The organism is Lawsonibacter hominis (genome assembly GCF_014287895.1).
Lineage (GTDB): Bacteria > Bacillota > Clostridia > Oscillospirales > Oscillospiraceae > Lawsonibacter_A > Lawsonibacter_A hominis.
In genome coordinates this window covers 188231-210899 of record NZ_JACOPP010000002.1, presented here as the reverse complement: position 1 = coordinate 210899, position 22669 = coordinate 188231, and the positions used below count along the sequence as shown (strand labels likewise).

Below are 22669 nucleotides of genomic sequence, written 5' to 3'. Positions count from 1 at the left end.
TGCGATACGGGCTCCGAGTCCGACAGAGCAGGAAAAGACCGGGCCAAGGCACGCCCGCCGATGCGGACCAAACGCTCCTCTTGCGCATAGGATAGCGCGAGAGGAGCTTTTCTGTTGCCCTGTCCGCAATGTCCATTCCTCTCAACAGGCCATTTGGTAACAACCGGGAAAGGAATGGTCATTCAATGGTCTATTATCTGATCGTCTGCCGCTCGCTGACGTATGCGCAGCGCACCCACGCCGCTTTGGAACGGGCAGGCATCACATCCCACATCCTGCGTGCGCCCAAGGTGATCGACCAGGAGGGATGCAGCCATGCGGTGAAGGTCTCGGAACGCAGCCTGGCCGATGCGCTGCTGACGCTGGGGCGTGTGGGGCTCACCCCAAAGCGAATCTATATCATGGCCAGCGACGGCAGCTATAAAGAGGTGCTGCTATGATCTATCTGGACAATGCCGCGACCACGCTGCAAAAGCCGCCCGCGGTGCCGCGGGCGGCTTCTTATGCCATGTGCCATATGGCCACGCCGGGCCGGGGCGGACACGCGCCCGCCATGCTGGCGGCGGACACGGCCTTCGCCTGCCGGCAGGCCGCTGCGGAGCTTTTTCAGGTAGAGGGACCGGAGCAGGTGGTCTTCACCTTCAATGCGACCCACGCCCTCAATATTGCCATCAAATCCCTGGTCAAGCCGGGCGATACCGTGCTTATCTCCGGTTATGAGCACAATGCCGTCACCCGGCCGCTGCATGCACTGGGAGCAGACATACGCGTGGCGTCCGGCCCGCTGTTCGAGCCGGGGAAATTGATGGAGTCCTTCCGCAGCCAGCTCAAGGGCGTATCCTGTGTGATCTGCAACCATGTCTCCAACGTTTTTGGTTATATCCTGCCGGTGGAGCGTATGGCGGCTCTGTGCCGGGCAGGGGGGATTCCCTTGATTCTGGACGCATCTCAATCCGCAGGCTGCCTGCCGGTGTCCCTTGCGGAACTGGGTGCGGCCTTCATCGCCATGCCCGGGCATAAGGGACTCTACGGGCCTCAGGGAACCGGGCTGCTCCTGTGCGCCGCCCAGACGCGGCCCCTGCTGGAGGGCGGGACCGGCAGCGCTTCCGCCTGCCAGGAGATGCCGGATTTTCTGCCGGACCGTCTGGAGGCCGGCACTCATAATATTCCCGGCGTGGCCGGGCTGCTGGAGGGCCTGCGCTATGTGAAGGAGCGGGGGACCGGGAGCATTCTGGCACACGAACGGGCCATGACCTGCCTGGCCGCCCGCGGGCTGTCGGAGATACCGGGCGTGATGGTGTATACCGCCGCCGACAGGGTCCGGCAGGCGGGCGTGCTCTCCTTTCAGCTGGACGGAATGGACTGTGAGGCGGTAGGGGACGCCCTGGGCGCCCGCGGCGTGGCGGTCCGCGCCGGGCTGCACTGCGCCCCGCTGGCCCACCAGTCGGCCGGGACCTTTGAAACCGGGACCATTCGGGCCAGCTTTTCCAGCTTCAGCACCCGCAGAGAGGTAGACCAGTTCGTCCGCGAGGTCGCCGCGCTGCGCAGGGGCGCGTAAGAGAGGCCCGGGAGACCCCGCTTAGGGTCTCCCGGGCCTCTCTTACGATCTTTTTCACGTTGTCTGATGATACCAGCCGTTTTCGTAGAGATAGAGGGTCAGCTCCAGACGGAAGCGGTCGCTGGGCACGTGCAGGTCCAGCCCGGTGATCTCCTGGATGCTCTTAAGCCGGTAGACCACGGTGTTGTAATGGGTGTAAAGCTCTTCCGACATGCGGCGCAGATTGCCGAAGTTCCGGAAGTAGCTCTCCAGTGTGTTCATCAGTTCCGTACTGCGGGGCGGGCCGGCGCTCAGCAGCCTGCCCAGCGTCTCCTGGATGTAATCATGCACCTCCTGATCCGGGTCGCTGGCATAGATCAGCCGCAGCAATCCAAGATCATCGAGGCAGGTGAGGCCCCCGCCCTTGGCGGCAGAAGCCCGGAGCGCCACGCGCGCTTCCTGGTCGCTCTGAATCAGCCCGGCCACGCCGGTATGGGGGCGTCCGCATCCGGCGGTGATGTTCAGCGCGTCGTATCCTCGGTTCATCTGCTCCACGAGGGGCGGAAAGCGGCTTGCCAGAGCGGAAAAGCCGTGATCGTCCAGCGGGCTGCTGAGGATGAGCAGGTGTTCCTCTCCGCTGCGTACCCGGCGGACGGACAAGCCCAGGTTGGTCAGCGTGGAGTGGACCTCATTCGCCAGCAGGGTGCGCTGGAACACGCCGGCGTACGGATTTCCGGCGCCCTGCGATTCCGTCAGGCGGGCACGGACGATCAGATGATTTTCCGCAAGATCCATGCCATAGCTTTTGGCGCGGGTCAACTCGCGGGCTTCGTTGGTAATACGGTCCGAGAGAAGGTGGAGGATGAAGTCGTCGAACAACTGATCGCCGCTCTCCCGCACAGTACGCTCCCGGGCGATCTCCAGCGGGATGGTCTGGAGCACACGGGAGAGGATATCCGCATTTTGCTCCTCGATGGGATGCTCCATGTCGTATATGTACAAAAATCCGAAGGAGTGTCCGCCCACCTCCAGCACATACATCCGCGCTCCGGCAATAATGGCGCTGGATTGGGCGTCCCAGGCCAGCCCGGCGAACCGGACTGCGTCGGCCTCCGTAAGAGAAAGGGCGCGCCGGTCGTTGATGCAGTCCAGGATGAGTACGCTGCAGCCCGTCAAATCTGTGACCATCCGGGCGATTTCCTCCAGTCCCGCCCCCTCGACGATGGTGCGGGTGAGCATTTCATTGACGGTGATGGTGCTGTGGAGCAGAGCGGTCTGCCGGCGAAGCAGTTCGTCGGAAACCGCCTTGGTGATATCGGAGAAGCGCACGTCCTCCGGCAGAGCCACCAGAGGCAGGCCCAGCATCTCGGCCTGATTCACCATCGTCTGGGGCACCTGGCCCAGATACTGCCCGGGCTTGACGCAGAGGCCGGACATCCCGCCGGCGGCCAGGGTAGGGATAAACTGGGCCAGGGCGGCGGGATCGTCATGAATGGAGTAGCAGGTGGTGACCATCAGCTCTCCGGCACAGAGCCACTTGTAGTATTCCGGCGTGTCGCTCAGGTTGACGCCGGTCACGACCCGCTCCAGCCCGGTTTGACAGCCCAGCAGGCGGCTGCCCCGAAAAACGGGCAGCGTGAGCAGTTCGGAAAGGCAGGGGTAATAAGAAAGCGAAATACTGCTGCGTTCCATTAGGACACCTCCTGTTGATAATTAACATTATATTACATTTAATGGGAAAATCATCTCGACAATAGTATATAAGAATGTTTGTCGATAGTCAACATATAAAATAAGAAGGCCAAAAGATATAATGTGTAATGTAGACAAGAGATCCGCGGATTATAGCAAAGAATGCGGCAATGTCACATCGAATAAATAAAAGGAGGAATAAGCATGGCGATCATCGACAAAATGGAAGCTCAGCTGCGTCCCCCCACGATCGGGCTCAAACCTTATGAGGCAAAGGTGATCCCTCTGACCAGCGGAGAAGACATGCTGGTGCGGGAGGCCACCTGGGATGAGATCCCTCTGCTGATGGAGACCATTGAGCCGCTGATGAAACAGCCCAAGGATTTTTATGACATCGTCGCCTCCCGCATCTATGCGGAGCTGCTGGGCATGCTGCGCTACCGGGTGCAGGATGAGTATGTGTTCGTAGGCGCGGTGGACGGCGAGATCGCCGGCATCGTCAACGGGCGCCTGGTCAACGACAAGATCGGCATGAGCTACCACACCATCACGCTGAAGCGGGGAGCCCGGGTCGGCGCGCACCTGTTCGCGGCCAAGATGGAGTATCACCTGGACGTGATGGATCAGGACGAGGTCTGGATCGTGGCGGAGAGCCCCAACGGCTTCAAGCGCTGGATGATCGAGTATGAACTGGAGTCCCGTCCCGAGTGCCCCCATGAACTGGGCGGCGTGCCCACCTATGTGCTGACCAAACAGCTGTGGGAGAAGCACAAGGGCGCCAAGTGCACCGGTATCCGGCCCGCCTTCGAGGATGTGATCGAGGCCAATAAGATTCTGCGTAAGCCTGCGAAAATCAGCGTTTGACCGACGCGATGTGAAAGGATGGTGCCTGTTATGCGGCAGGTAGGAATCGTCGGCGTAGGCCACACAAAATTCGGCAAGTGGGAGGGCACGTTTCTGGAGCTGATCACTCAGGCCGCCCTCCAGGCCATGGACGATGCCGGCGCCAAGACCGGCAAGGACAACGTGATCGACCAGGTATTCGTGGCCTCCATGGGCGCCGGGATGCTCAACCGGATCAGCGGCTCGGCCTCCGCCCTGGTGGACACCCTGAATATCCGGCCCGCCATGGCCGAGTGCATTGAGAACGGTCCGGCCTCGGGGGCCTCTGCCATCAAGCTGGGGTATATGGCCATCGCCTCCGGCGTGTGCGACTGCGTGCTGGTGGTCGGCGGCGAGCAGATGCGGGTGGTATCCGGCTGGGAGGCCACCGATTTCGTGGCCACCATGCTCCACCCCACGGGCGAGTACCCCTACGGGCTGACCCTGCCCTCCTTCGCAGGCATGTTCACCCGCCTGCGCTTTGAGAAGTACGGCGAGACCAGCGAGGATCTCGCCCGCATCTCGGTGAAAAATCACGACAACGCCACCCATAACCCCTGCGCCCATATCCAGCGCAAGGTAAAGCTGGAGCGCATCAGCGACCCCCGGTACGTAGACGCCACCAGCCCCATGGTGGCCGATCCCCTGCGCCAGTTCGATATGTGCCCCGTCTCCGACGGCGCCGCCGCCGTGCTGCTGGTGGCCAAGGATAAGCAGGAGGAGCTGGGCTTCGGTCATAAGACCTTTGCCCGCATCGCCGGCATCGCCTCCGCCACCGACACCCACTATGTGGCAGACCGCGCCGATCCCACCGAGCTGCTGGCGGTGCGCACCGCCGCCGAGCGCGCCTATCAGATGGCGGGGATGGGACCCGAGGACATCGACTGCGCGGAGCTGCACGACGCCTTCCTCATCCTGGAACTGGCCGAGAGCGAGGAGTGCGGACTGTTTCCCAAGGGCGAGGCCCACCTGGCGGTCCGCCGGGGCGAGACCGAGATCGGCGGGAGGATCCCGATCAATACCTCCGGCGGCCTGAAGGCCAAGGGCCATCCGCTGGGCGCCACCGGCGTGTCCCAGGTGGTGGAGCTGGTCCGTCAGGTCCGGGGCGAGGCCGAGGGACGCCAGGTCGAGGGCGCCAGGACCGGCCTTGCGGTCAACTTCGGCGGCTTCGGCAACAACGTCGTCGCCACCATCGTCACAACGAAGTAAAGGAGGGGACCGGAATGCAAGAAATGTATGCGTATCGGTGCGACAAGTGCGGCAAGCTGCATCATCCGCGCTATGCCGTGTGCCAGAATCCCGAATGCGACGGCCGCTCCTTCACGCAGGAGCCTTTGGAGGGCCACTGTAAGCTATTGACCTGGACCCGGGTGTTCAACCTGCCGGAGGGGTACATGAAGGCATGGCTCAATTTCGGCATCGTGCAGTTCGACAACGGCGTCACCGCCACCGGTCAGCTCGGCTTTGACGAGCGTCCGGAGATCGGCATGGACCTGATTTCCACCGTGGGGGTCGTCAAGGAGGGCGTCGGGAAGGACTATTACGGCTTTATCTTCCAGAAACCCTGAGGACGTGACTACAGTACAGGCAGAGCGGATCTGTGCGGCGCTGCGGACAGCCCTGGAGGGACAGTGCTTTCCTGCGCGGCTCCACTCTCGTTTTCGGGAGGCGGCCAACCTGGATACCCCGCTGGGCCTGGTCACCCTGCTTTCGCCGCGCAAATGCCTGCAGCCCTATGCGGTCCGATTGGAAGAGGAGATGGATTACACGGTCCTGGAGCCGGGCGTGCTGTCGCTCGGCTCCAGGGGGATCGCCGTGGATGGGGCGGTTGCGGTGTCCTTCGGAGCCAGCCGCGCGGTGGACCTGCATCTGACGCCCGGGCCGGCGCCTGGCGCGGAGGGAGCACGGATGGTCCGGCAGTTTTTGGCGGCGGCGCCGGAGGAAGGCCTGGCCCGGCTGGCCCTGGGGCGGAGCGACGGCCTCTATGCCGGGTTGCTGGCGCCCCGGTTGGAGACGCTGCGCCGGGCGGTGCGGGCGGGGGAGACCGAGACCGCCGCCCGGGCGGCCCGCCGGATGGCGGGGTGCGGGCCGGGGCTGACCCCCTCATCGGACGATCTGATCTGCGGCTATCTGGCGCTGCTGCCGTCTGGAGGCGCGTGGGCCGGTATGGCGGAGGCAATCGCTGCCGCTGCGGCCCGGGGCACCAACGATATCAGCGCAGCCCTGCTCCTGCGGGCGGGGGAGGGGCATTTTTCGGAGGACGCGCTCGGCCTGATCGGCTGCCTGCGCCGGGGCGGTGAGCGCCGGGCGCTGCATACCTGGCTGCTGCGGGTGGCCAGCTTCGGCAGCAGTTCCGGCTATGATTTCCTCACCGGAGTCTATTTTGGCGTCCTGGATGCCTGTGCCATTGGAGGGATACGCATTGATTAAGCTAGAGGTACGGAAAAACGCGTATTACGATTCCGTCACCCTGATGATCATCTCCAAGGATGTGAAAAAGCTGCCCGGCGTCACCGAGGCGCTGGTGGGCATGGGGACGGATCTGAACCGCGAGATCGCGGCAAATATCGGCCTGGCGGGGGAGGGCTTCGACGCGGTCACCGCCAACGACTTTTTCGTGGCGGCCAGCTGTGAGAGCGAAGACGCTTTCAGCGCCGTAGTGGCAAAGGTGGATGAGCTGCTCAACAAAAAGGCCGACAAACGCAAGACGGATTACTTTCCGCCCACCCTGGAGGGTGCGCTCAAGCTGGAGAGCGGGCTGAACATGGCGGTCATCTCGGTGCCCGGCAAGTACGCCTACGAGGTGGCGCGCAGCTGCCTGGAGCACGAGATCAACGTGATGCTCTTCTCCGACAACGTGACCATGGAAGAGGAAAAGGACCTCAAGGAGTTTGCCGCATCCCGGGAGCTGCTGGTCATGGGTCCCGACTGCGGTACCGCCATCGTCAACAACACGCCCCTTGCCTTCGCCAATGTGGTAAAGAGCGGCGACATCGGTATGGTGTGCGCTTCGGGTACCGGCGCGCAGGAGGTCTCCTGCATCATCGATCAGCTGGGCTGCGGCATTTCGCAGCTGCTGGGCACCGGCGGGCGGGACCTGAAGCAGGAAATCGGCGGCATCATGATGAGGCTTGGACTGGATGCGCTGATCCACGATCCGAAGACAAAGGTGATCACGCTGGTCTCCAAGCCCCCCGCGCCGGAGATCGCCGCAAAGATCCTGGATCAGGCGGCGGCGGGCGGCAAGCCCACCGTGGTATGCTTTATCGGCGGCGAAGCCTCGGAGATCGAAAGACGGGGCCTGTACGCCGCCGTCTCCCTGGAAGACGCGGCCCACAAAGCCGCCGCGCTGGCCCGGGACGAGACGCCGGAAGACTTCACCGGCTTTGCCATGGGCCAGCTGAAAGCGGAAGAGCTGGCGGCGGCCGAGGCGGCCAAAATGGCGCCGGGCCAGAAGTATGTCCGGGGCCTTTACACCGGCGGTACGCTCTGTGATGAGGCGATGAAGCTGATGATCGCCTCGCTGGGCCATATTTACTCCAATATCCCGCTGAAGCCGGAGGACCGGCTGGCGGACGCCCGCGGCGGCGAAAGCCGGGAGCACACCTTCCTGGACTTCGGGGACGATGCGTTTACCGTGGGACGGCCGCACCCCATGATCGATCCCTCCCTGCGGGCGGAACGCGTGGTCACGGAGGCGGCGGACCCGGCGGCGGCGGTGGTACTGGTGGACTGCGTCATCGGTTACGGCTCTCATGAGGACCCGGCGCAGGATTTGTCTGAGGCCATCCGCAGCGCCAAGGCGCTGGCGGCCCAGGAGGGGCGTTATCTGGCGGTAGTGGCCTCGGTCTGCGGTACGGAAGCAGACCCCCAGAGCCTGTCCGGCTCCCGGATGAAGCTGGCCAACGCGGGCGCCATCGTTCTGCCCTCCAATGCCCAGGCCACTCGTTTCACCCAGCGCATCCTGGCGCATCTGTAGAGGGGGGAGGAAGAGATGAGCAAAGTCAACCAGTTGTTTGAACGCAAGCTTTCGGTGGTGAATTTCGGAATCGAGTCTTTTTACCAGGACTTGATCAAACAGGGCAAAAGCGCCGTCCACGTAGACTGGAAGCCGGTTGCCGGCGGGGACAAGAAGATCGCCGCCTGCCTGCGCAAACTGCGCCAGGCGCCGCTGAGCGAGACGATCGCCGCGGCCAACCAGGAGGCGCTGCGGCGCATTCTGGCGGCCCAGCCGGTGCTGGTGGGGATGTCCACCGCCGGGGAGGCGATCCCCGGTATGACCCCGACCACCATCCTCCACGCCGGGCCTCCGGTCACCTGGCAGCGTATGTGCGGTCCCGTCCGGGGTGCGGTGATGGGCGGTCTGATCTACGAGGGGCTGGCCAAGGACCTGGAGGAAGCGGAGGCCCTGGCCGCCAGCGGAAGGATCACCTTCGCTCCCTGCCACCACCACAGCGCCGTAGGGCCTATGGCGGGCGTGGTGACCTATTCCATGCCGGTGTGGCATCTCGTGAACAAGACCTTCGGCAACCACGCCTACTGCACGATGAACGAGGGCCTGGGCAAGGTCCTGCGCTTCGGCGCCTGCGACCAAGAGGTCTTCGACCGGCTCAGGCGCATGCGGGACGAGTACTATCCCGTACTGAAGGCGGCGCTGGAGCGCCATGGCGAAGTTGATATGAAGGTCATGATCGCCCAAGCGCTCCAGATGGGGGACGAGGCCCATAACCGCAACAAGGCGGGCACATCCCTGTTTCTCCGAGCGATCCTTCCGGACGTGCTGGGCACGGATTTCCCCAGAGAGCGGCAGATGGAGGCGCTGGCCTTCCTGAACAACAATGACCACACGTTCCTGAACCTGTCGATGCCCGCCTGCAAGTGCACCATGGACCCGGTCTTTGACGTGCCCTGCTCCACTGTGGTGGCCACCATGTGCCGCAACGGGACCGACTTCGGTATCCGCATCGCGGGCCTTGGGCCGGAAGCGTGGTTCACCGCTCCGGCGGAGATGGTCAAGGGGCTGTACTTCCCCGGATTTGACGATGCGGACGCCAATCCGGATCTGGGGGACAGCTGCATCACCGAGACGGCGGGGATCGGCGGCTTCTGCATGGCGGCGGCCCCGGCCATCGTCCAGTTTGTGGGCGGCCAGGTGCAGGACGCCATCAACTACTCCACCCAGATGTATGAGATCACGGTGGGGGAGGGCAGCGCCTACAAGATCCCCTCCCTGGATTTCCGGGGCAGCGCCACCGGTATCGACCTTCTGAAGGTCGTGGAGACCGGCATCCGGCCCATCATCAACACCGGCATCGCCCACAAGGACTACGGCGTGGGACAGGTGGGCGCGGGATTGGTGCACCCGCCGGCGGAGTGCTTCCGCAAGGCCATTGAGGCCTGCGCGCAGGCCTGGTGCGAATAGTACGCAGGAAACAGTACCGGCAAGACGATAGGAGGTTTCGTTATGAGCAAATGGTCCGACATCAAAATGTATGATCTGAGCATCCCCATCGGGATCAACACGCCCCCTTGGCCTACTTACGAACCGCTGCAGATGAAATTCTTCAAGCGTCTGGCCCCCAACGGCGCCAACGGCCAGCTGCTGACCCATTCCAACCACGTGGGCACCCATCTGGACGGCCCGCTGCATTTTGACACCGCCGGACGGGACATGGCCTCTCTGGAGCTGACCAAACTGTGCGCTCCCGGCGTGGTGGTGGACCTGTCCGACCAGGCCGAGGACTGGGGCATCTACACCCCTGAGGACATCGAGAAGCGGGTCGAAGTGAAGGAGGGCGACATCCTCATCATCAACACGGGCTATCACATCTATGGATGGGATTCTCCCACCGCCGACGAGCGGCGCTATATGCTCCGCCACCCGGGGCCCTCCCTGGACTTTATTCAGTGGGTGCGCGACAAGAAGATCCGCTGGATCGGCGTGGACTGCGGCTCCGCCGACCACCCCATGAACACCAAGATCCGCGACTGGGAGCCCATGGAGGCCGAGAAGTGCGACAAGGTCTTCCGGGAGCGCTACGGCAAGGCGCTCAACGAGGTATATCCCTGGCCGGACCGTTATCAGGCCATGCATATCGAGCTGTTCTGCAAGCCCTACGAGGCGATCCATGCCGAGTGCCTGGGCGGCGAGATCGAGCAGCTGTCCAACAAACGCGTGATCATCGGCTGCTTCCCGTGGAAGCTGGTGGACGGGGAAAGCTGCATCTCCCGCATCGTGGCCTTCGACGGCTTCGAAGACGTGTGATGTACCGCTGCCAGGGGCAGTTCCGCGCGGAACTGCCCCTGGTTGGGGATCGGTCCGGGATGGACAGCGGAAAGGGAGGAGAAGATGCAGCAGCTGCTGGCCTATGGGATGATGGCTCTGGTCATCGCCGCGCTCTGCCTGGTCTATTTCTGGAAAAACCGCTCCACCCATGCGATGGGGGACCGTTTCGGGCTGCTGTTTCTGGAGGCCAGGGATTACGCCGCGGGGAGAGAGGATCTTCTGCCGCGCGTCATGACCGACGCCTCCGGCCTGCGCCGGCTCCTGCCGATGGAGGAACAGCCGGAGGCGGTACGGAATGCGTTCCTGCTGGGCGGAAGCGGGGAGATGGCTCGTTATGACGCACAGCTGGACGAAACGCTGCGGGCGCTGTTTCAGTCCATTGGGCAAAGCGCCCATCTGAAAAAGCACTATTTCGACTATTACAACTCGTTGTTCCTGCTCCACAAGCTGTTCCTGCAGGTCTGTGCGGACCCGGCGGCTCCGCTTTCGGACGGAGCGTGGAAGGATCTGGCGCTCTATCTGGGCGATCGGACCCGGCTGAGCGGCCTGGTGGCCCAACGGCTGAGTTTCGGAGCGCGCAGGGCGTTCGCCGGACCGGCGCAGGAACGGCCCGTATCCCTGCGAAAGGAGGGAATGGGATGAAAGCATTTGAATATTACGCCCCTGCTGCCCTGGAGGAGGCGTTTGATCTGCTGGACCGGTTTGAAGCGGAGGGCAAGCTGCTCAACGGCGGCACAGACGTGGTCATCCAGCTGCGCGAAAAGCTCATCGCGCCCAAGGCGGTCATTGATATCAAACGGATCCCCGGGCTGAGAGGGATCGCCTATGATCCGGAGCACGGCCTCACCATAGGGGCCTGTGTCACGATGAACGAGCTGGGGAACGAGGCGCTGGTCTGCACCCACTACCCGACTCTGGCCAAGGCGGCGCTGAGCGTGGGTTCCAAGCAGGTGCGCAATCGGGCCACCTGCGCCGGCAACCTCATTAACGCCTCCCCTCTGGCGGATACCGCGACGCCGCTGCTGGCCTATGGGGCCAGCGTCGTGGCGGTCAGTCGCGAGGGAGAACGGGAGATCCCGCTGGACGAGTTCTTCGTCTTCGTGCGCAAGACCAGTCTGCGTCCCGGGGAGATCGTCACCGCCGTCCGGGTACCTGCCATCCCCGGTGCAAACGGGGTGTTCACCAAGATTTCACGCCGCCGGGAAGTGGATCTGTCCACCCTTTGCGCCACCGTGCTCAAAACGGGGGAAGGCTGGCGCGTGGCCTACGGGTCCGTGGCGCCGACGCCCATCCGCCTGAGGCAGACCGAGGCGCTGCTCGATGCCCAGCCTCTGACGGAAGAGCGCATCACCCGGGCGGTGGAACTGGCCCGCAGCGAGATCTCGCCCATCAGCGACGTGCGCGCTTCCCAGGAATACCGGCTGGAGGTCGCGGGCGTGGTGTTGGAGCGCAGTCTGCGCGCGTTGATGTGAGGGGGTGTGCCGCATGAAATACCGCGTCAATTTCTTTGTCAACGAGGAGCCGGTGGAACTCTACGTAGAGGCAAACAAGACCCTGCTGCGGGTGCTCCGGGAGGAGCTGGCCCTCACCGGCACCAAGGAAGGCTGCGGCGCAGGCGAGTGCGGGGCGTGTACCGTCATCGTGGACGGAAAGCCCGTCAACGCCTGCCTGGTGCTGGCTCCCGAGCTGGATGGGATGCACATCACCACCATAGAGGGACTTGCGAAGGATGGGGAACTGACGCCCATCCAGCAATCCTTTGTGGATCTGGCGGCTCTGCAATGCGGGTTCTGCACCCCGGGCTTCGTCATGTCGGCCACCGCTCTGCTGGAGGAAACGCCTCACCCCACCCGGGAGGAGATCATTGACGCCATCAGCGGCAATCTCTGCCGCTGCACTGGCTATGCCCGCATCGTGGAAGCCATCGAGCGGGCGGCAAATGGAGGAGGTGACCCGGCATGAGGGCGGTAGGCGAAAGCTTGCAGCGCGTAGACGCGATCAAAAAGGTCACCGGACAGGCTCAGTATGTGGACGATATCATCATGCCCCGCATGCTCTACGCTCAGGTGAAGCGCTCTCCCTATCCCCATGCCAGGATCCTGCGGATCGATACGTCGAAGGCCGAGGCCCTGCCCGGCGTGCGCAGCGTCATCACCGGGGACTGCTACACCAAGCGCTGCGGGCTCTATCTGGAGGATAAGAATTTCCTGGCGGTTGGAACGGCCAAATACCGGGGGGAAGCCGTGGCGGCCGTGGCGGCCGAGACCCCGGAGATCGCCGACGAAGCCGTGGAGCTGATCGAGGTGGAGTATGAGCAGCTGCCCGCCGTTACCAACGCCGTGGAGGGCATGAAGCCGGACGCGCCGCTGATCCATCCGGACCTGCATACCTACAAGGTGGCCCCGATCTTCCATCCGGTGCCCCACACCAACATCTCTCACCATTATAAGCTGCGCAAGGGGGACGTCGACAAGGCCTTCGAGGCGTGCGACGTCGTTACGGAGAATACCTATTACATCCCCCACGTGCAGCATGTGCCGCTGGAGCCCCACTGCGCCGTGGCGCAGTACGATCTGGACGGAAAGGTTACCGTCTGGGGGTCTATCCAGTCCCCCTACGCAGTGCGCCAGGCCCTGTCCGCCGCCTTTGACATTCCGCTGAACAAGCTGCGGGTCATCTCGCCCTATGTGGGGGGCGGCTTCGGCGCCAAAGCGGGCACGACTCTGGAGGGCATCATCATACCGTTGGCCCGGCGCAACCGCGGCCGGCCGGTGAAGCTGAACTACTCCCGGGAGGATGAGTTCGAGAATTCCTATGTCCGCCAGGGCCTGCACTGCAGGATCAAGACCGGGATCAACCGGGACGGAAAGATCCAGGCCGTCAAGAACGAGTTTGTATGGGACGGAGGAGCGTACACCGAGTACGGCGTTAACATTACCAAGGCAGGCGGCTGGGCCTCTGCGGGGCCCTACGACATCCCAAACGTCTGGACCGACAGCTACTGCGTCTATACCAACCATCCCGTGGGCGGCCCCTATCGCGGCTTCGGCATGTGCGAGATCCATTTCGCCATCGAGCAGAATATCGACGAGGTAGCCCTGAAGATCGGGATGGACCCGGCTCAGGTGCGGCGCATCAACGGCCTGCGCCCCGGCGGCGTTACCGGAACCGGAGAGGTGATGGAGGTCTCCGGCTTCCATGACTGCCTGGAGCAGGTGCTGGAAGACATCGAGTATGACAAAAAGCCGGTGGACCCGTCCCCCACCAGAAAGCGCGGGAAGGGCGTGGCCGCGGGCTGGAAATCCCCCTCGCAGCCCACCAACGCAGGCAGCTCTGCCATCATCCGCATGAACGAGGACGGAACCTTTATCCTGATGACCAGTGGGCAGGAGATCGGTCAGGGCTCCGAGACGGCCCTGACCCAGATCGCCGCCGAGACTCTGGACGTGGACCCAGCGCTCATTTCCTGCCGGTTTGGAGATACCGACCACACGCCCTATGAGTGGCAGACCGTGGCCAGCCGCACCACCTACTGCGCAGGCAACGCGATCAAGCTGGCCTGCGAGGATCTGAAGAACAAGATCCTGGATCTGGCCCAGATCAAGCTGGGGGCCTACAAGCGGGACCTGGAGTTCCGTGACGGTTTTGTGGCGCATAAACTCTACCCCGACCGGAAAGTGCCGCTGAGCGACTTTGCCTTGGGCCTCAGCTTCCCGGACGGTTCCGGTGTAGGCGGACCCGCGATCGGCGTGGGCTGCTTTACGCTGGAAAACAACCTGAATGTGGACCACGATACCGGCATGGGTTCCCATCCGGCGGCCTTCTGGACCATCGGCTGCAACGGGGCCGAGGTAGAGGTGGACACACAGACCGGCCATATCAAGGTCCTCAAAATGGTCTCCTGCTTCGACGCGGGCAAGGTTATCAATCCGCTGACCTATACCTGCCAGTCGGAGGGCGCGATGGTACAGTCTCTGGGCACCGCTCTGTTCGAAGAGCTCAAGCTCAAAGACGGAAAGGTACTCAACAAGAGCTTTGTGGACTATAAGATCCCAACGGCGGACGACGTGCCGGAGCTGGTGGTCAAGTATGTGGAGCATCCGGAGCCCACCGGCCCCTACGGCGCCCGGGGTGTGGGCGAGCCCTTGATGGTCCCGGGAGCGCCTGCCATCGCCAACGCGGTCTATCAGGCCATCGGCGTTCGGTTCCGCCGTATGCCCATCACACCGGACGATGTACTGAAAGCGTTGCGAGAGCAGCAGGAAAACGAGAAGGGCTGAAAAACGGTCTTGCAGCTGCGCAGGCAAGGAAGGAGGTAGCCCCGGAGCTGCGGCAAACACCAGAATTGAAGGCAAGAAGAAGGCAACCGTTTGGAGGGAGGTATTTCAGTGGCTAGAAACATCGACTACAGCAAAGGGATTTACCATGCAAGGGAGCAGCTCGGCTGGCCCCGTACCATCGTCCTTGGTTTCCAGCACATGTTCGCCATGTTCGGCGCGACGGTCCTCGTTCCCATCCTGACCGGTCTGAGCATTTCCGTCACGCTTCTGTGTGCGGGAGCAGGTACGCTGCTGTTTCATTTCGTTACCGGACGCAAGGTACCCGCATTCCTCGGTTCTTCTTTCGCATTTCTGGGCGGCTTCGGTGTGGTCTGCGGCGGTATGGCCGGCGAACCCGGCTTTGATCCCAGCCGCCTGCCTTACGCCTGCGGTGGCATCGTCATTGCCGGTCTGATCTATTTGGTGCTCTCTGGTTGTATCACAGCCTTTGGCATCAAGCGGGTCATGCGGCTCTTCCCGCCGGTGGTCACCGGCCCCATCATCATCCTGATCGGCCTGATCCTTGCGCCCTCGGCAATTGGTAACGTACAGCAGTGCTGGTGGCTAGGCGTCATCACTATGGCCATCATCATCGGCTGCGCGGTGTTCGGTAAGGGCATGATCGGCATCATTCCCATCCTTTTGGGCGTGGTGGGCGGCTATGCCATCGGAGCGATTACTGGACAGGTCAACTTTTCTATGCCCGAGCAAATTGTTGCTATCCCCAATTTTACCCTTGCAAAATTTGAGGTGGGCGCGATTTTGACCATGGCGCCCATTGCTCTGGCCACCATGATGGAGCACATCGGCGATATCTCCGCTATCGGCGCGACCTGCCACCGCAACTTCCTGGCCAACCCTGGCCTGCACCGAACCCTGATCGGCGACGGCGTGGCCACTTCCTTAGCCGGGCTGGTAGGCGGTCCGGCCAACACCACCTATGGTGAGAACACCGGCGTACTGGCACTGTCCAAGGTGTACGATCCTTTCGTCATCGAAATCGCGGCCCTTATCGCAATCATCCTTTCCTTCATCCCCTTCTTTGAAAACATCATCGGAGCTATGCCTGCGGCCGTCATCGGCGGCGCGTCCTTCATCCTGTACGGCATGATCTCGGCCATCGGCGTGCGCAATATGGTGGAGAACCATGTGGACCTGACCAAACAGCGCAACCTGATGATCTCGGCCATTATACTGGTTTCCGGACTGGGCATCAACAGTATCGGCGGCCTGCAATTGGGCCCCTACGTGAATCTGTCCGGACTGGCCTGCGCCGCCATTTTCGGCATCGTCCTCAATGCGGCCCTCCCCGGCAAGGACTATGAGTTCTCCATGGAGGAAATGGAGGAGAGCGCCGCCTCGTAAATGCGTTAACCAGGTCCATGACAAATAAGAAAGCCGGAGCGGCCAATCGGCCGCTCCGGCCTGTTTGTAAAGAGAAAACCACCGGCTGTGCCGGTGGTTCCAAAAAGCTTTAGCTATGCCAGGAAAAAATCCTCCTTTGGTATAATAGCAGAGGTCTGCCAACCGCCACAAAAAACCAAAGGAGGAATCAAGTCCGGATGAAACTTGATGTATCAAGTTTAGCACACACGAAGTGGGAATGTAAATATCATATCGTCTTTGCCCCCAAATATAGAAGACAGGTGATATACGGGAAGATCAAACAGGATATCGTGCAAATGCTACGGAAATTGTGTGAGTATAAGGGAGTGGAGATCATAGAAGCAGAAGCGTGCAAAGATCATATCCACATGCTCGTCAGTATTCCGCCCAAATACAGTATAGCGCAAAGCATGGGATATCTAAAGTGGAAGAGCAGTCTCATGATATATGAAAAATACGCTAATATGAAGTATAAATATGGGAACCGGCACTTTTGGTGCAGGGGATATTATGTGAGCACGGTAGGGCGAAATCGGCGCACGATCGAGCAGTATATCCGAAATCAGCTTCAGGAAGATATCACATCGGACCAAATGAGTATTTCAGAGTACATCGACCCGTTTACGGGTAAGCCGGTAAAAGAAGGCAAGTAAATAGGCCCCTTTAGGGGCAAGCCCGGGAAATCTGCGCGATTGGCAGACCTTTCGATGAGCCTATAGGCTCTGCCCGGGACATGCCCCAAGGGGGCCCGTGCAAACCACCGGCACGGCCGGTGGTTATGATTGCGTTCACGGAAAATTAATCTTCCCGTGCTTGCCAAGCGATTGGGAATACAGTATAATAACTAAATTAGGGAAAGAGGCGCAGTCGGCGTCAAGCGTATGGGAACCGGGGGACGTGGGAAATGGACACGATCATAAAACTCTTTGATGATGTCAAAAGCATGATATGGCCCATCGGCGTCGCCGACGTCATCGATATGCTCATCATGGCCTTTGTGATCTATAAGGTCATCCTGCTGATCCGCCGCACCAGTTCCGGCGGGGTGGCCAAGGGCATCCTGCTGCTGGTGGCGGCTCTTTGGGTCTCCAGCTTCCTGCGCCTGTATACGGTCAACTTTCTGCTGAGCAAGGTGGTGGAATGGGGCGTTCTGGCCCTGGTTATCCTGTTCCAGCCGGAAATCCGCCGCTTTTTGGAACAGGTGGGGCGCAGCAGTCTGGGAAAGGTCTTTGCCCAGCGGGAAGAGCGCAACGAACTGGACAGCGCCATCACGCAAACGGTAGAGGCCTATACGTCCCTGTCCCGGAGCAAGACCGGTGCGCTGATGGTCTTTGAGCGGAAGAATATGCTGGATGACGCCATCAAGACCGGTACCGCCCTGGACTGCACGGTGAACGCGGAGCTTTTGAAAAACATCTTCTGGAACAAAGCGCCGCTCCACGACGGAGCGGTTATTGTCCGTTCCGGCCGTATCGCTGGGGCGGGCTGTATGCTCCCCATGTCGGGCAACGTAAATCTGTCCCGGGATCTTGGCATGCGCCATCGGGCGGGGATCGGCGCAAGCGAACAGACCGACGCGGTGGTCGCCATCGTCTCTGAGGAGACCGGCTCCATCTCAGTGGCGGTGGGCGGTATGCTCAAGCGCCACTTGTCTCCGGATACCCTGGAGCGCCTGCTGCGCAACGAGCTGCTGCCGGAGCAGGAGCAGGAAGAGGAACCGAAATTCAAGCTTTCCAATCTGCTGCGTTCCAGGAAGGGGGAGAAGAACGATGTGGAAAAAGATCACAGACAGTAAGTGGTTTTATATCGTCGTCTCCCTGCTTTTGGCCTTCGTCCTCTGGCTCTATGTGGGGAAGGAGGCCAACCCCAGCGTGGCCGCCCCCGTCCGTGGGATCAAGGTGACCGTCGCCGGACTGGAAAAGCTGGAAGAGCGGGGACTGATGGTCTCCGAGGGCGCGGACCAGACGATCACACTGGATCTGCAGGCCAAACGCAATGTATTCAACCGTCTGGACAACGAAAATATTACCATTACGGTGGATGTGTCCAATATTAACGAGCCGGGCGAGGTCAGTCTGGACTACAAGATCACCTACCCGTTGTCGGTCTATGGCGAGGTGATCGAGGAGCGCGGAAAGCGCCCGGAAAAGATCGCCCTGACCATCTCGCGCTGGACCGAGAAAGAGGTGCCGGTGCGTGCCGTCCTGACCGGCAATGTGGCCGAAGATTATCAGCAGGGAGAATTTTCCCTGGCGCCGCAGACCGTAACGGTACGGGGCAGGGAAGAGCTGGTGGAGCAGATCGATTATGCCCAGGTGACCGTTTCCCAGGAGGGAATGACGGAAACCTACCGTCAGGAGATGCCGTTCGTCTTCATCGACCGGAACGGCAGCCCTCTGGAGGAAGAGGACGCTTCGCAGCTGGTGACCGAGGAGAGCACGATTCTGGTCACGCTTCCGGTCTATAAGCTCAAGGAGATCCCCCTGACGGTGGATCTGGTCCCCGGAGGAGGCGTCACTGATGTGGACAGCCAGGTGGAGGTCACCTTTAAACCGGTGGATTCCATTGTGGTGGCCGGCAGCGAGGATGATCTGGAGGGGCTCAACGAGCTGACGGTAGGCAGCGTGGATTTGTATCAGGTCTTTACCTCGGAAGATGTTACCTTCCCCGTACAGCTTTCGCCGGAACTGACGAATGTAAGCGGCGTTACGGAGGTTACGGTCACCGTAGCGATCAAGGGCCTGAGCACCAAAGTGCTGGAGGCCAACAAGATCGAGTTGATCAATGTCCCGGAGGGATATGCCGCCGAGGCCATTACCCAGACCTGCAGTATTCAGATCCGGGGCGCGCAGGAGGCGGTGGATGCTGTGCTGGCCTCTCAGCTGCGGATCGTGGCGGACCTGTCCGACCGTACCGCGGGCAGCCAGACCGTTCCCGTGAAGGTTTATCTGGACGGAAGCAGCGAGGTCGGCGTGGTCGGAGATTACAACATCGTAGTCTCCATTACCCAATAGCCGCGCGTGGATGTGCGCAGAGCGTCACGCAGCCAGTTTCGCCCCGCTTCCCGCCGCTGTGCAGCGAGCGCAGGAGATGCCTGCGCAGCAGGCCCCATACCGGTTTAAGCGCCAGGCGTGCGCATGGAGGTTACCATGGTTCAAACAGCCAAAGTTACAAAATTGTTGGAAGACGGCCGGGCCGAGGTAGCGGTGAAGCGCCAGTCGGCCTGCGGCCACGACTGTTCCAAATGCGGCGGCGGATGCAGCGAGCTGATGGTCAGTTCCACGGTGGCTGTCGTCGCGGAAAATCCGGTCCGGGCCATGCCGGGCGACCGGGTCACGGTGGAATCCTCTACGGGCGGGGTCCTGAAAGCGGCCGCCCTGGTGTATCTGGCGCCCTTTGTGCTCTTCTTCCTGGGCTACTTTCTGACCGCGGCACTGGGGATGACCGAGGGTGTCAGCGCGGCCTGCGGCGGCATCGGTTTTGCCGCCGGCGTGGTCTTGGCCATTTTTCTGGACCGGCACGTGCGAAAAAGCCGCGGCATCTCCTTCCGGATCACTGGGATCGAGCCTGCCGCCTGATGTTCGGCTACGTCCGGCCCAATCGGGAGGAACTGAAGGTCCGCGAGCAGCGGGACTACGACGCGCTCTACTGCGGCCTGTGCCAGGCCCTGGGGACGCGCCACGGTTTTTGGGCCCGAATGTTCCTGAACTATGATTTTACGTTTCTTGCAATGCTCTTGGACCGGGAGACAGGACGGACCCGGCCGGTACGGCGGCGCTGCCCGGCCCGGCTCTGGTGCCGCAAGAAGGATTGCCTGTGCCTGGACGGGGGCAGCGCCGCCGCCGACGCGGGTACGGTCCTGAGCTACTGGAAGCTGCGGGATACCGTGGCGGACGGGCGCTTTTGGGAGCGGCAGCTGGCGCGGCTGCTCAGTCTTCTGTTCCGCCCCGCTTACCGGCGGGCCGCCGCCCTCCGCCCGGAGTACGACCGGACGGTGCGGGAGTGCCTGGAGGAGCTGCAGGCGCTGGAGAGGGAGCGTTCCGCCTCGCTGGACCGCACGGCGGACACCTTTGCCCGAATCCTGCGCTCTGCCGCGCCTCCCAGCGGAGAGGCCGACCGTGACCGGGCGATGGAACAGCTTTTATATCACCTGGGGCGCTGGATCTACCTGGTGGATGCCTGGGACGATCTGGAGGAGGACGGGCGCACAGGGGCGTACAACCCGGTCTCGGCACGTTTTCCGGATCGCAGTGCGGAGGACGCGGCCTATCTGCGTACCACCCTGCGCCACTCCCTGAACCTGGCCCGCTCCGCCTATGCCCTGCTGGAGCCGGGCCGCTGGCAGGGGGTGCTGGAAAATATCCTGTACCTTGGACTGCCCCTGGTGGAGGAACTGGTGTTTACCGGCCGTTGGAAGGCCGTGAAAAAGAGAAATTCTAGGAGAACAGACGAATGAGCGATCCTTACAGCGTACTTGGGGTCAAACCCGACGCCAGCGACGATGCAATCAAGCGCGCCTATCGCGAGCTGGCCCGGAAATACCATCCGGACAACTATCAGAACAACCCCCTGGCCGACCTGGCGGAAGAAAAGATGAAGGAGATCAACCAGGCCTACGACACCATTACCAAAATGCGCAGCGGCGGAGGCTCCGCTTCCGGCGGCTACCAGAGCCAGGGTTCCTACCAGTATCAGGGCGGCTATCAGCAGCAGCGTCAGTACTCCGATTCCGCCTCCGGTTCCCTGTACAGCCAGGTCCGCCAGTGCATCAACCTGGGCGATATCGGCCGGGCGGAGCAATTGCTGCGCTCCGCGCCCGGTCAGGATGCGGAGTGGCATTTTCTCACCGGCTCCATCGCCTACCGGAAGGGCTGGCTGGACGAGGCGACCCAACACTTTCAGATGGCCTGCAATATGGATCCGTCCAACGCGGAGTACCGTCAGGCCATGGTGATGATGCGCCAGGGGGGGCAGGCTTACCGCCCTTACGGCTATGGCGCAGGGGGGATGGATACCTGCGATTGCTGCACCGCCTGCATGTGCGCCAACTGCCTGTGCGGCGGCTGCGGGAATTGACGTTATGGCGCGGAGTGGAGCGGGGAAGAGCGCGGGCCGGGCGGCCTTGGTGGGTGTGCTGAGCGCCCTCTCCCTGGTATTTTTGTACGCATCTGCGCTTGTGCCGACCGGACAGATGGGAGTGGTGGCCGTTGCGGGCCTGCTGGTGGCAGCGGCGGTGGTCTCCGGTGGACTGAGCGCCGGCTTTTTGTGCTATGGCGCCACGGGCCTGTTGGGCCTGCTGCTTCTGCCGGATAAGGCCAACGCTCTGCTGTATCTGCTTTTTTTCGGCCTGTGGCCCATTCTGAAGAGCCTGATTGAGCGCCTGCGCCGGATCATTCTGGAGTGGGTATGCAAGCTGGGGGTTTTCAACGCCGTGCTCACGCTGTTTTGGTTCAGCCTGCGCGCGGTGCTGCTGCCCTTCCTGCCTGGCGCGCTGCATCAGATAGGGATGGTATACCTTGCGGGCAACGCGGCCTTTGTAATCTATGATGTCGGATGTTCCAAGCTGATCGCCTTCTATGCCGGGCGGATCGACAAGGTGTTGCGAAAGGCTGGATAATTTGATATAATTCTTTATTAGTTCGATTTTAAAGACGCACCTACAAAGGAAAAAGGGAGGCATACCCCTTGGTAAAGAGTATGACGGGCTACGGCAGGGGAGAGGCCGTACTGCGCGGACGGACCATCACCGTGGAACTGCGCTCGGTCAATAACCGCTATCTGGACTGTACGGTAAAACTGCCGCGCATCTATGTATTCGCGGAGGATGCCATCAAGGCGACGGTACAACAGCATATTTCCCGGGGCAAGGTGGATGTGTTCGTGACCATCGGCCCCTCGGAGCGTGGGGATGTGGCCATCTCCGTCAACAAGCCCATGGCCGACGGCTATTATGCCGCCTTGTGCCAGCTGAGGGACGACTACGGTTTGAAGGACGATATCTCGGTGTCCCTGCTCTCCCGCTTTCAGGATGTCTTCCTGGTGGAGAAGACCCAGGAGGATCTGGAGGCCGTCTCCGCCGACCTATGCACGGTGCTGAAGCTGGCTCTGACGGACTTCGACGCCATGCGGGAGCGGGAAGGGGAGCGGTTGTGCCGGGATGTGCTGGACCGGGCCGCGACCATCGAGGGGCTCACAAAACAGGTGGCCGACCGGGCGCCCGGCATTGTGGCCGACTATCGCGCACGGCTGTGGAGCAAGATGTCCGAGGTGCTCCAGAACACCCAGCTGGACGAGTCCCGCATCCTGACCGAGGCGGCCATTTACGCTGACAAGGTAGCGGTGGACGAGGAACTGGTGCGTCTGCACAGCCACCTGTCCCAGCTGCGCCATATGCTCTCGGAGGGCGGCGCGGTAGGCCGTAAGCTGGACTTTTTGATCCAGGAGTTCAACCGGGAGGCCAATACCATCGGTTCCAAATGCAACGATATCGAGACCGCCGGTTACGTCGTGGATATCAAAGCCGAGATCGAAAAGATCCGGGAACAGATCCAGAATCTCGAGTAAGGC

General features: G+C 61.8%; 23 protein-coding genes. 22 read left to right on the top strand and 1 reads right to left on the bottom strand.

Going from position 1 to position 22669, the window contains the following annotated elements:
• Positions 1-185 precede the first annotated feature (185 nt).
• Both H8S57_RS02800 and H8S57_RS02795 read left to right on the top strand, forming a co-directional pair.
• A complete protein-coding gene (locus H8S57_RS02800) occupies positions 186-440 on the top strand; it encodes a putative Se/S carrier protein (RefSeq protein ID WP_186906546.1) in 255 nt (84 codons plus the stop codon).
• Positions 437-1558: an aminotransferase class V-fold PLP-dependent enzyme gene (locus H8S57_RS02795; protein ID WP_186906545.1), complete on the top strand. Its 1122-nt coding sequence runs from the start codon at positions 437-439 to the stop codon at positions 1556-1558. The genes H8S57_RS02800 and H8S57_RS02795 overlap by 4 nt, the downstream gene beginning before the upstream one ends.
• Positions 1559-1612: 54 nt before the next feature.
• Here H8S57_RS02795 and H8S57_RS02790 read toward each other — a convergent pair whose 3' ends face one another.
• Complete coding sequence (locus tag H8S57_RS02790; protein WP_186906544.1) at positions 1613-3229, bottom strand: PucR family transcriptional regulator; 1617 nt, start codon at positions 3227-3229, stop codon at positions 1613-1615.
• Positions 3230-3433: 204 nt separating this feature from the next.
• Between H8S57_RS02790 and H8S57_RS02785 the strand changes: the two genes are divergently transcribed.
• The 20 genes from H8S57_RS02785 (at position 3434) to H8S57_RS02690 (ending at position 22666) form a co-directional block, all read left to right on the top strand.
• Positions 3434-4093 (top strand): hypothetical protein, encoded by a 660-nt coding sequence (locus tag H8S57_RS02785; protein ID WP_186906543.1) that lies wholly within the window; start codon positions 3434-3436, stop codon positions 4091-4093.
• A 30-nt stretch (positions 4094-4123) separates the two neighbouring features.
• Complete coding sequence (locus tag H8S57_RS02780; RefSeq protein WP_186906542.1) at positions 4124-5320, top strand: thiolase family protein; 1197 nt, start codon at positions 4124-4126, stop codon at positions 5318-5320.
• A gap of 14 nt (positions 5321-5334) precedes the next feature.
• A complete protein-coding gene (locus H8S57_RS02775) occupies positions 5335-5679 on the top strand; it encodes a Zn-ribbon domain-containing OB-fold protein (protein ID WP_186906541.1) in 345 nt (114 codons plus the stop codon).
• A 4-nt stretch (positions 5680-5683) separates the two neighbouring features.
• On the top strand, positions 5684-6541 hold the full coding sequence (locus H8S57_RS17990; RefSeq protein WP_186906540.1) for an oxamate carbamoyltransferase subunit AllH family protein: 858 nt from the start codon (positions 5684-5686) through the stop codon (positions 6539-6541).
• Positions 6534-8090 (top strand): acyl-CoA synthetase FdrA, encoded by a 1557-nt coding sequence (gene fdrA / locus H8S57_RS02765; RefSeq protein ID WP_243204655.1) that lies wholly within the window; start codon positions 6534-6536, stop codon positions 8088-8090. Before H8S57_RS17990 ends, fdrA begins: the two co-directional genes overlap by 8 nt.
• A gap of 15 nt (positions 8091-8105) precedes the next feature.
• Positions 8106-9533 (top strand): YlbE family protein, encoded by a 1428-nt coding sequence (locus tag H8S57_RS02760; protein ID WP_186906538.1) that lies wholly within the window; start codon positions 8106-8108, stop codon positions 9531-9533.
• Positions 9534-9575: 42 nt separating this feature from the next.
• A complete protein-coding gene (locus H8S57_RS02755) occupies positions 9576-10376 on the top strand; it encodes a cyclase family protein (protein WP_186906537.1) in 801 nt (266 codons plus the stop codon).
• Between the two features lie 84 nt (positions 10377-10460).
• Complete coding sequence (locus H8S57_RS02750) at positions 10461-11039, top strand: hypothetical protein (RefSeq protein ID WP_186906536.1); 579 nt, start codon at positions 10461-10463, stop codon at positions 11037-11039.
• A complete protein-coding gene (locus tag H8S57_RS02745) occupies positions 11036-11869 on the top strand; it encodes an FAD binding domain-containing protein (protein WP_186906535.1) in 834 nt (277 codons plus the stop codon). Before H8S57_RS02750 ends, H8S57_RS02745 begins: the two co-directional genes overlap by 4 nt.
• A gap of 13 nt (positions 11870-11882) precedes the next feature.
• Positions 11883-12359 (top strand): (2Fe-2S)-binding protein, encoded by a 477-nt coding sequence (locus H8S57_RS02740; RefSeq protein WP_186906534.1) that lies wholly within the window; start codon positions 11883-11885, stop codon positions 12357-12359.
• Positions 12356-14677 carry a xanthine dehydrogenase family protein molybdopterin-binding subunit gene (locus tag H8S57_RS02735; protein ID WP_186906533.1) on the top strand — a complete coding sequence of 774 codons (2322 nt, stop codon included), beginning with the start codon at positions 12356-12358 and terminating at the stop codon, positions 14675-14677. Before H8S57_RS02740 ends, H8S57_RS02735 begins: the two co-directional genes overlap by 4 nt.
• 108 nt (positions 14678-14785) lie before the next feature.
• Positions 14786-16081 (top strand): uracil-xanthine permease family protein, encoded by a 1296-nt coding sequence (locus tag H8S57_RS02730; protein ID WP_186906532.1) that lies wholly within the window; start codon positions 14786-14788, stop codon positions 16079-16081.
• Positions 16082-16278: 197 nt separating this feature from the next.
• Positions 16279-16755, top strand: a complete 477-nt coding sequence (gene tnpA / locus H8S57_RS02725; RefSeq protein ID WP_186906531.1) for an IS200/IS605 family transposase — start codon at positions 16279-16281, stop codon at positions 16753-16755.
• Between the two features lie 251 nt (positions 16756-17006).
• A complete protein-coding gene (gene cdaA, locus H8S57_RS02720) occupies positions 17007-17897 on the top strand; it encodes a diadenylate cyclase CdaA (protein ID WP_186906530.1) in 891 nt (296 codons plus the stop codon).
• Positions 17872-19116 carry a CdaR family protein gene (locus H8S57_RS02715; RefSeq protein WP_186906529.1) on the top strand — a complete coding sequence of 415 codons (1245 nt, stop codon included), beginning with the start codon at positions 17872-17874 and terminating at the stop codon, positions 19114-19116. Before cdaA ends, H8S57_RS02715 begins: the two co-directional genes overlap by 26 nt.
• Before the next feature lie 162 nt (positions 19117-19278).
• A complete protein-coding gene (locus H8S57_RS02710; protein WP_243204654.1) occupies positions 19279-19680 on the top strand; it encodes a SoxR reducing system RseC family protein in 402 nt (133 codons plus the stop codon).
• The gene (locus H8S57_RS02705) at positions 19680-20558 is read left to right on the top strand and encodes a DUF5685 family protein (RefSeq protein ID WP_186906527.1); all 879 of its coding nucleotides are present in this window, start codon (positions 19680-19682) and stop codon (positions 20556-20558) included. The genes H8S57_RS02710 and H8S57_RS02705 overlap by 1 nt, the downstream gene beginning before the upstream one ends.
• Positions 20555-21178, top strand: a complete 624-nt coding sequence (locus H8S57_RS02700) for a J domain-containing protein (RefSeq protein WP_186906526.1) — start codon at positions 20555-20557, stop codon at positions 21176-21178. The genes H8S57_RS02705 and H8S57_RS02700 overlap by 4 nt, the downstream gene beginning before the upstream one ends.
• A 4-nt stretch (positions 21179-21182) precedes the next feature.
• A complete protein-coding gene (locus H8S57_RS02695; protein WP_186906525.1) occupies positions 21183-21719 on the top strand; it encodes a hypothetical protein in 537 nt (178 codons plus the stop codon).
• 68 nt (positions 21720-21787) lie between these two features.
• Entirely contained in the window at positions 21788-22666 is an 879-nt protein-coding gene (locus H8S57_RS02690) for a YicC/YloC family endoribonuclease (RefSeq protein ID WP_243204653.1), read from the top strand.
• Positions 22667-22669 lie beyond the last annotated feature (3 nt).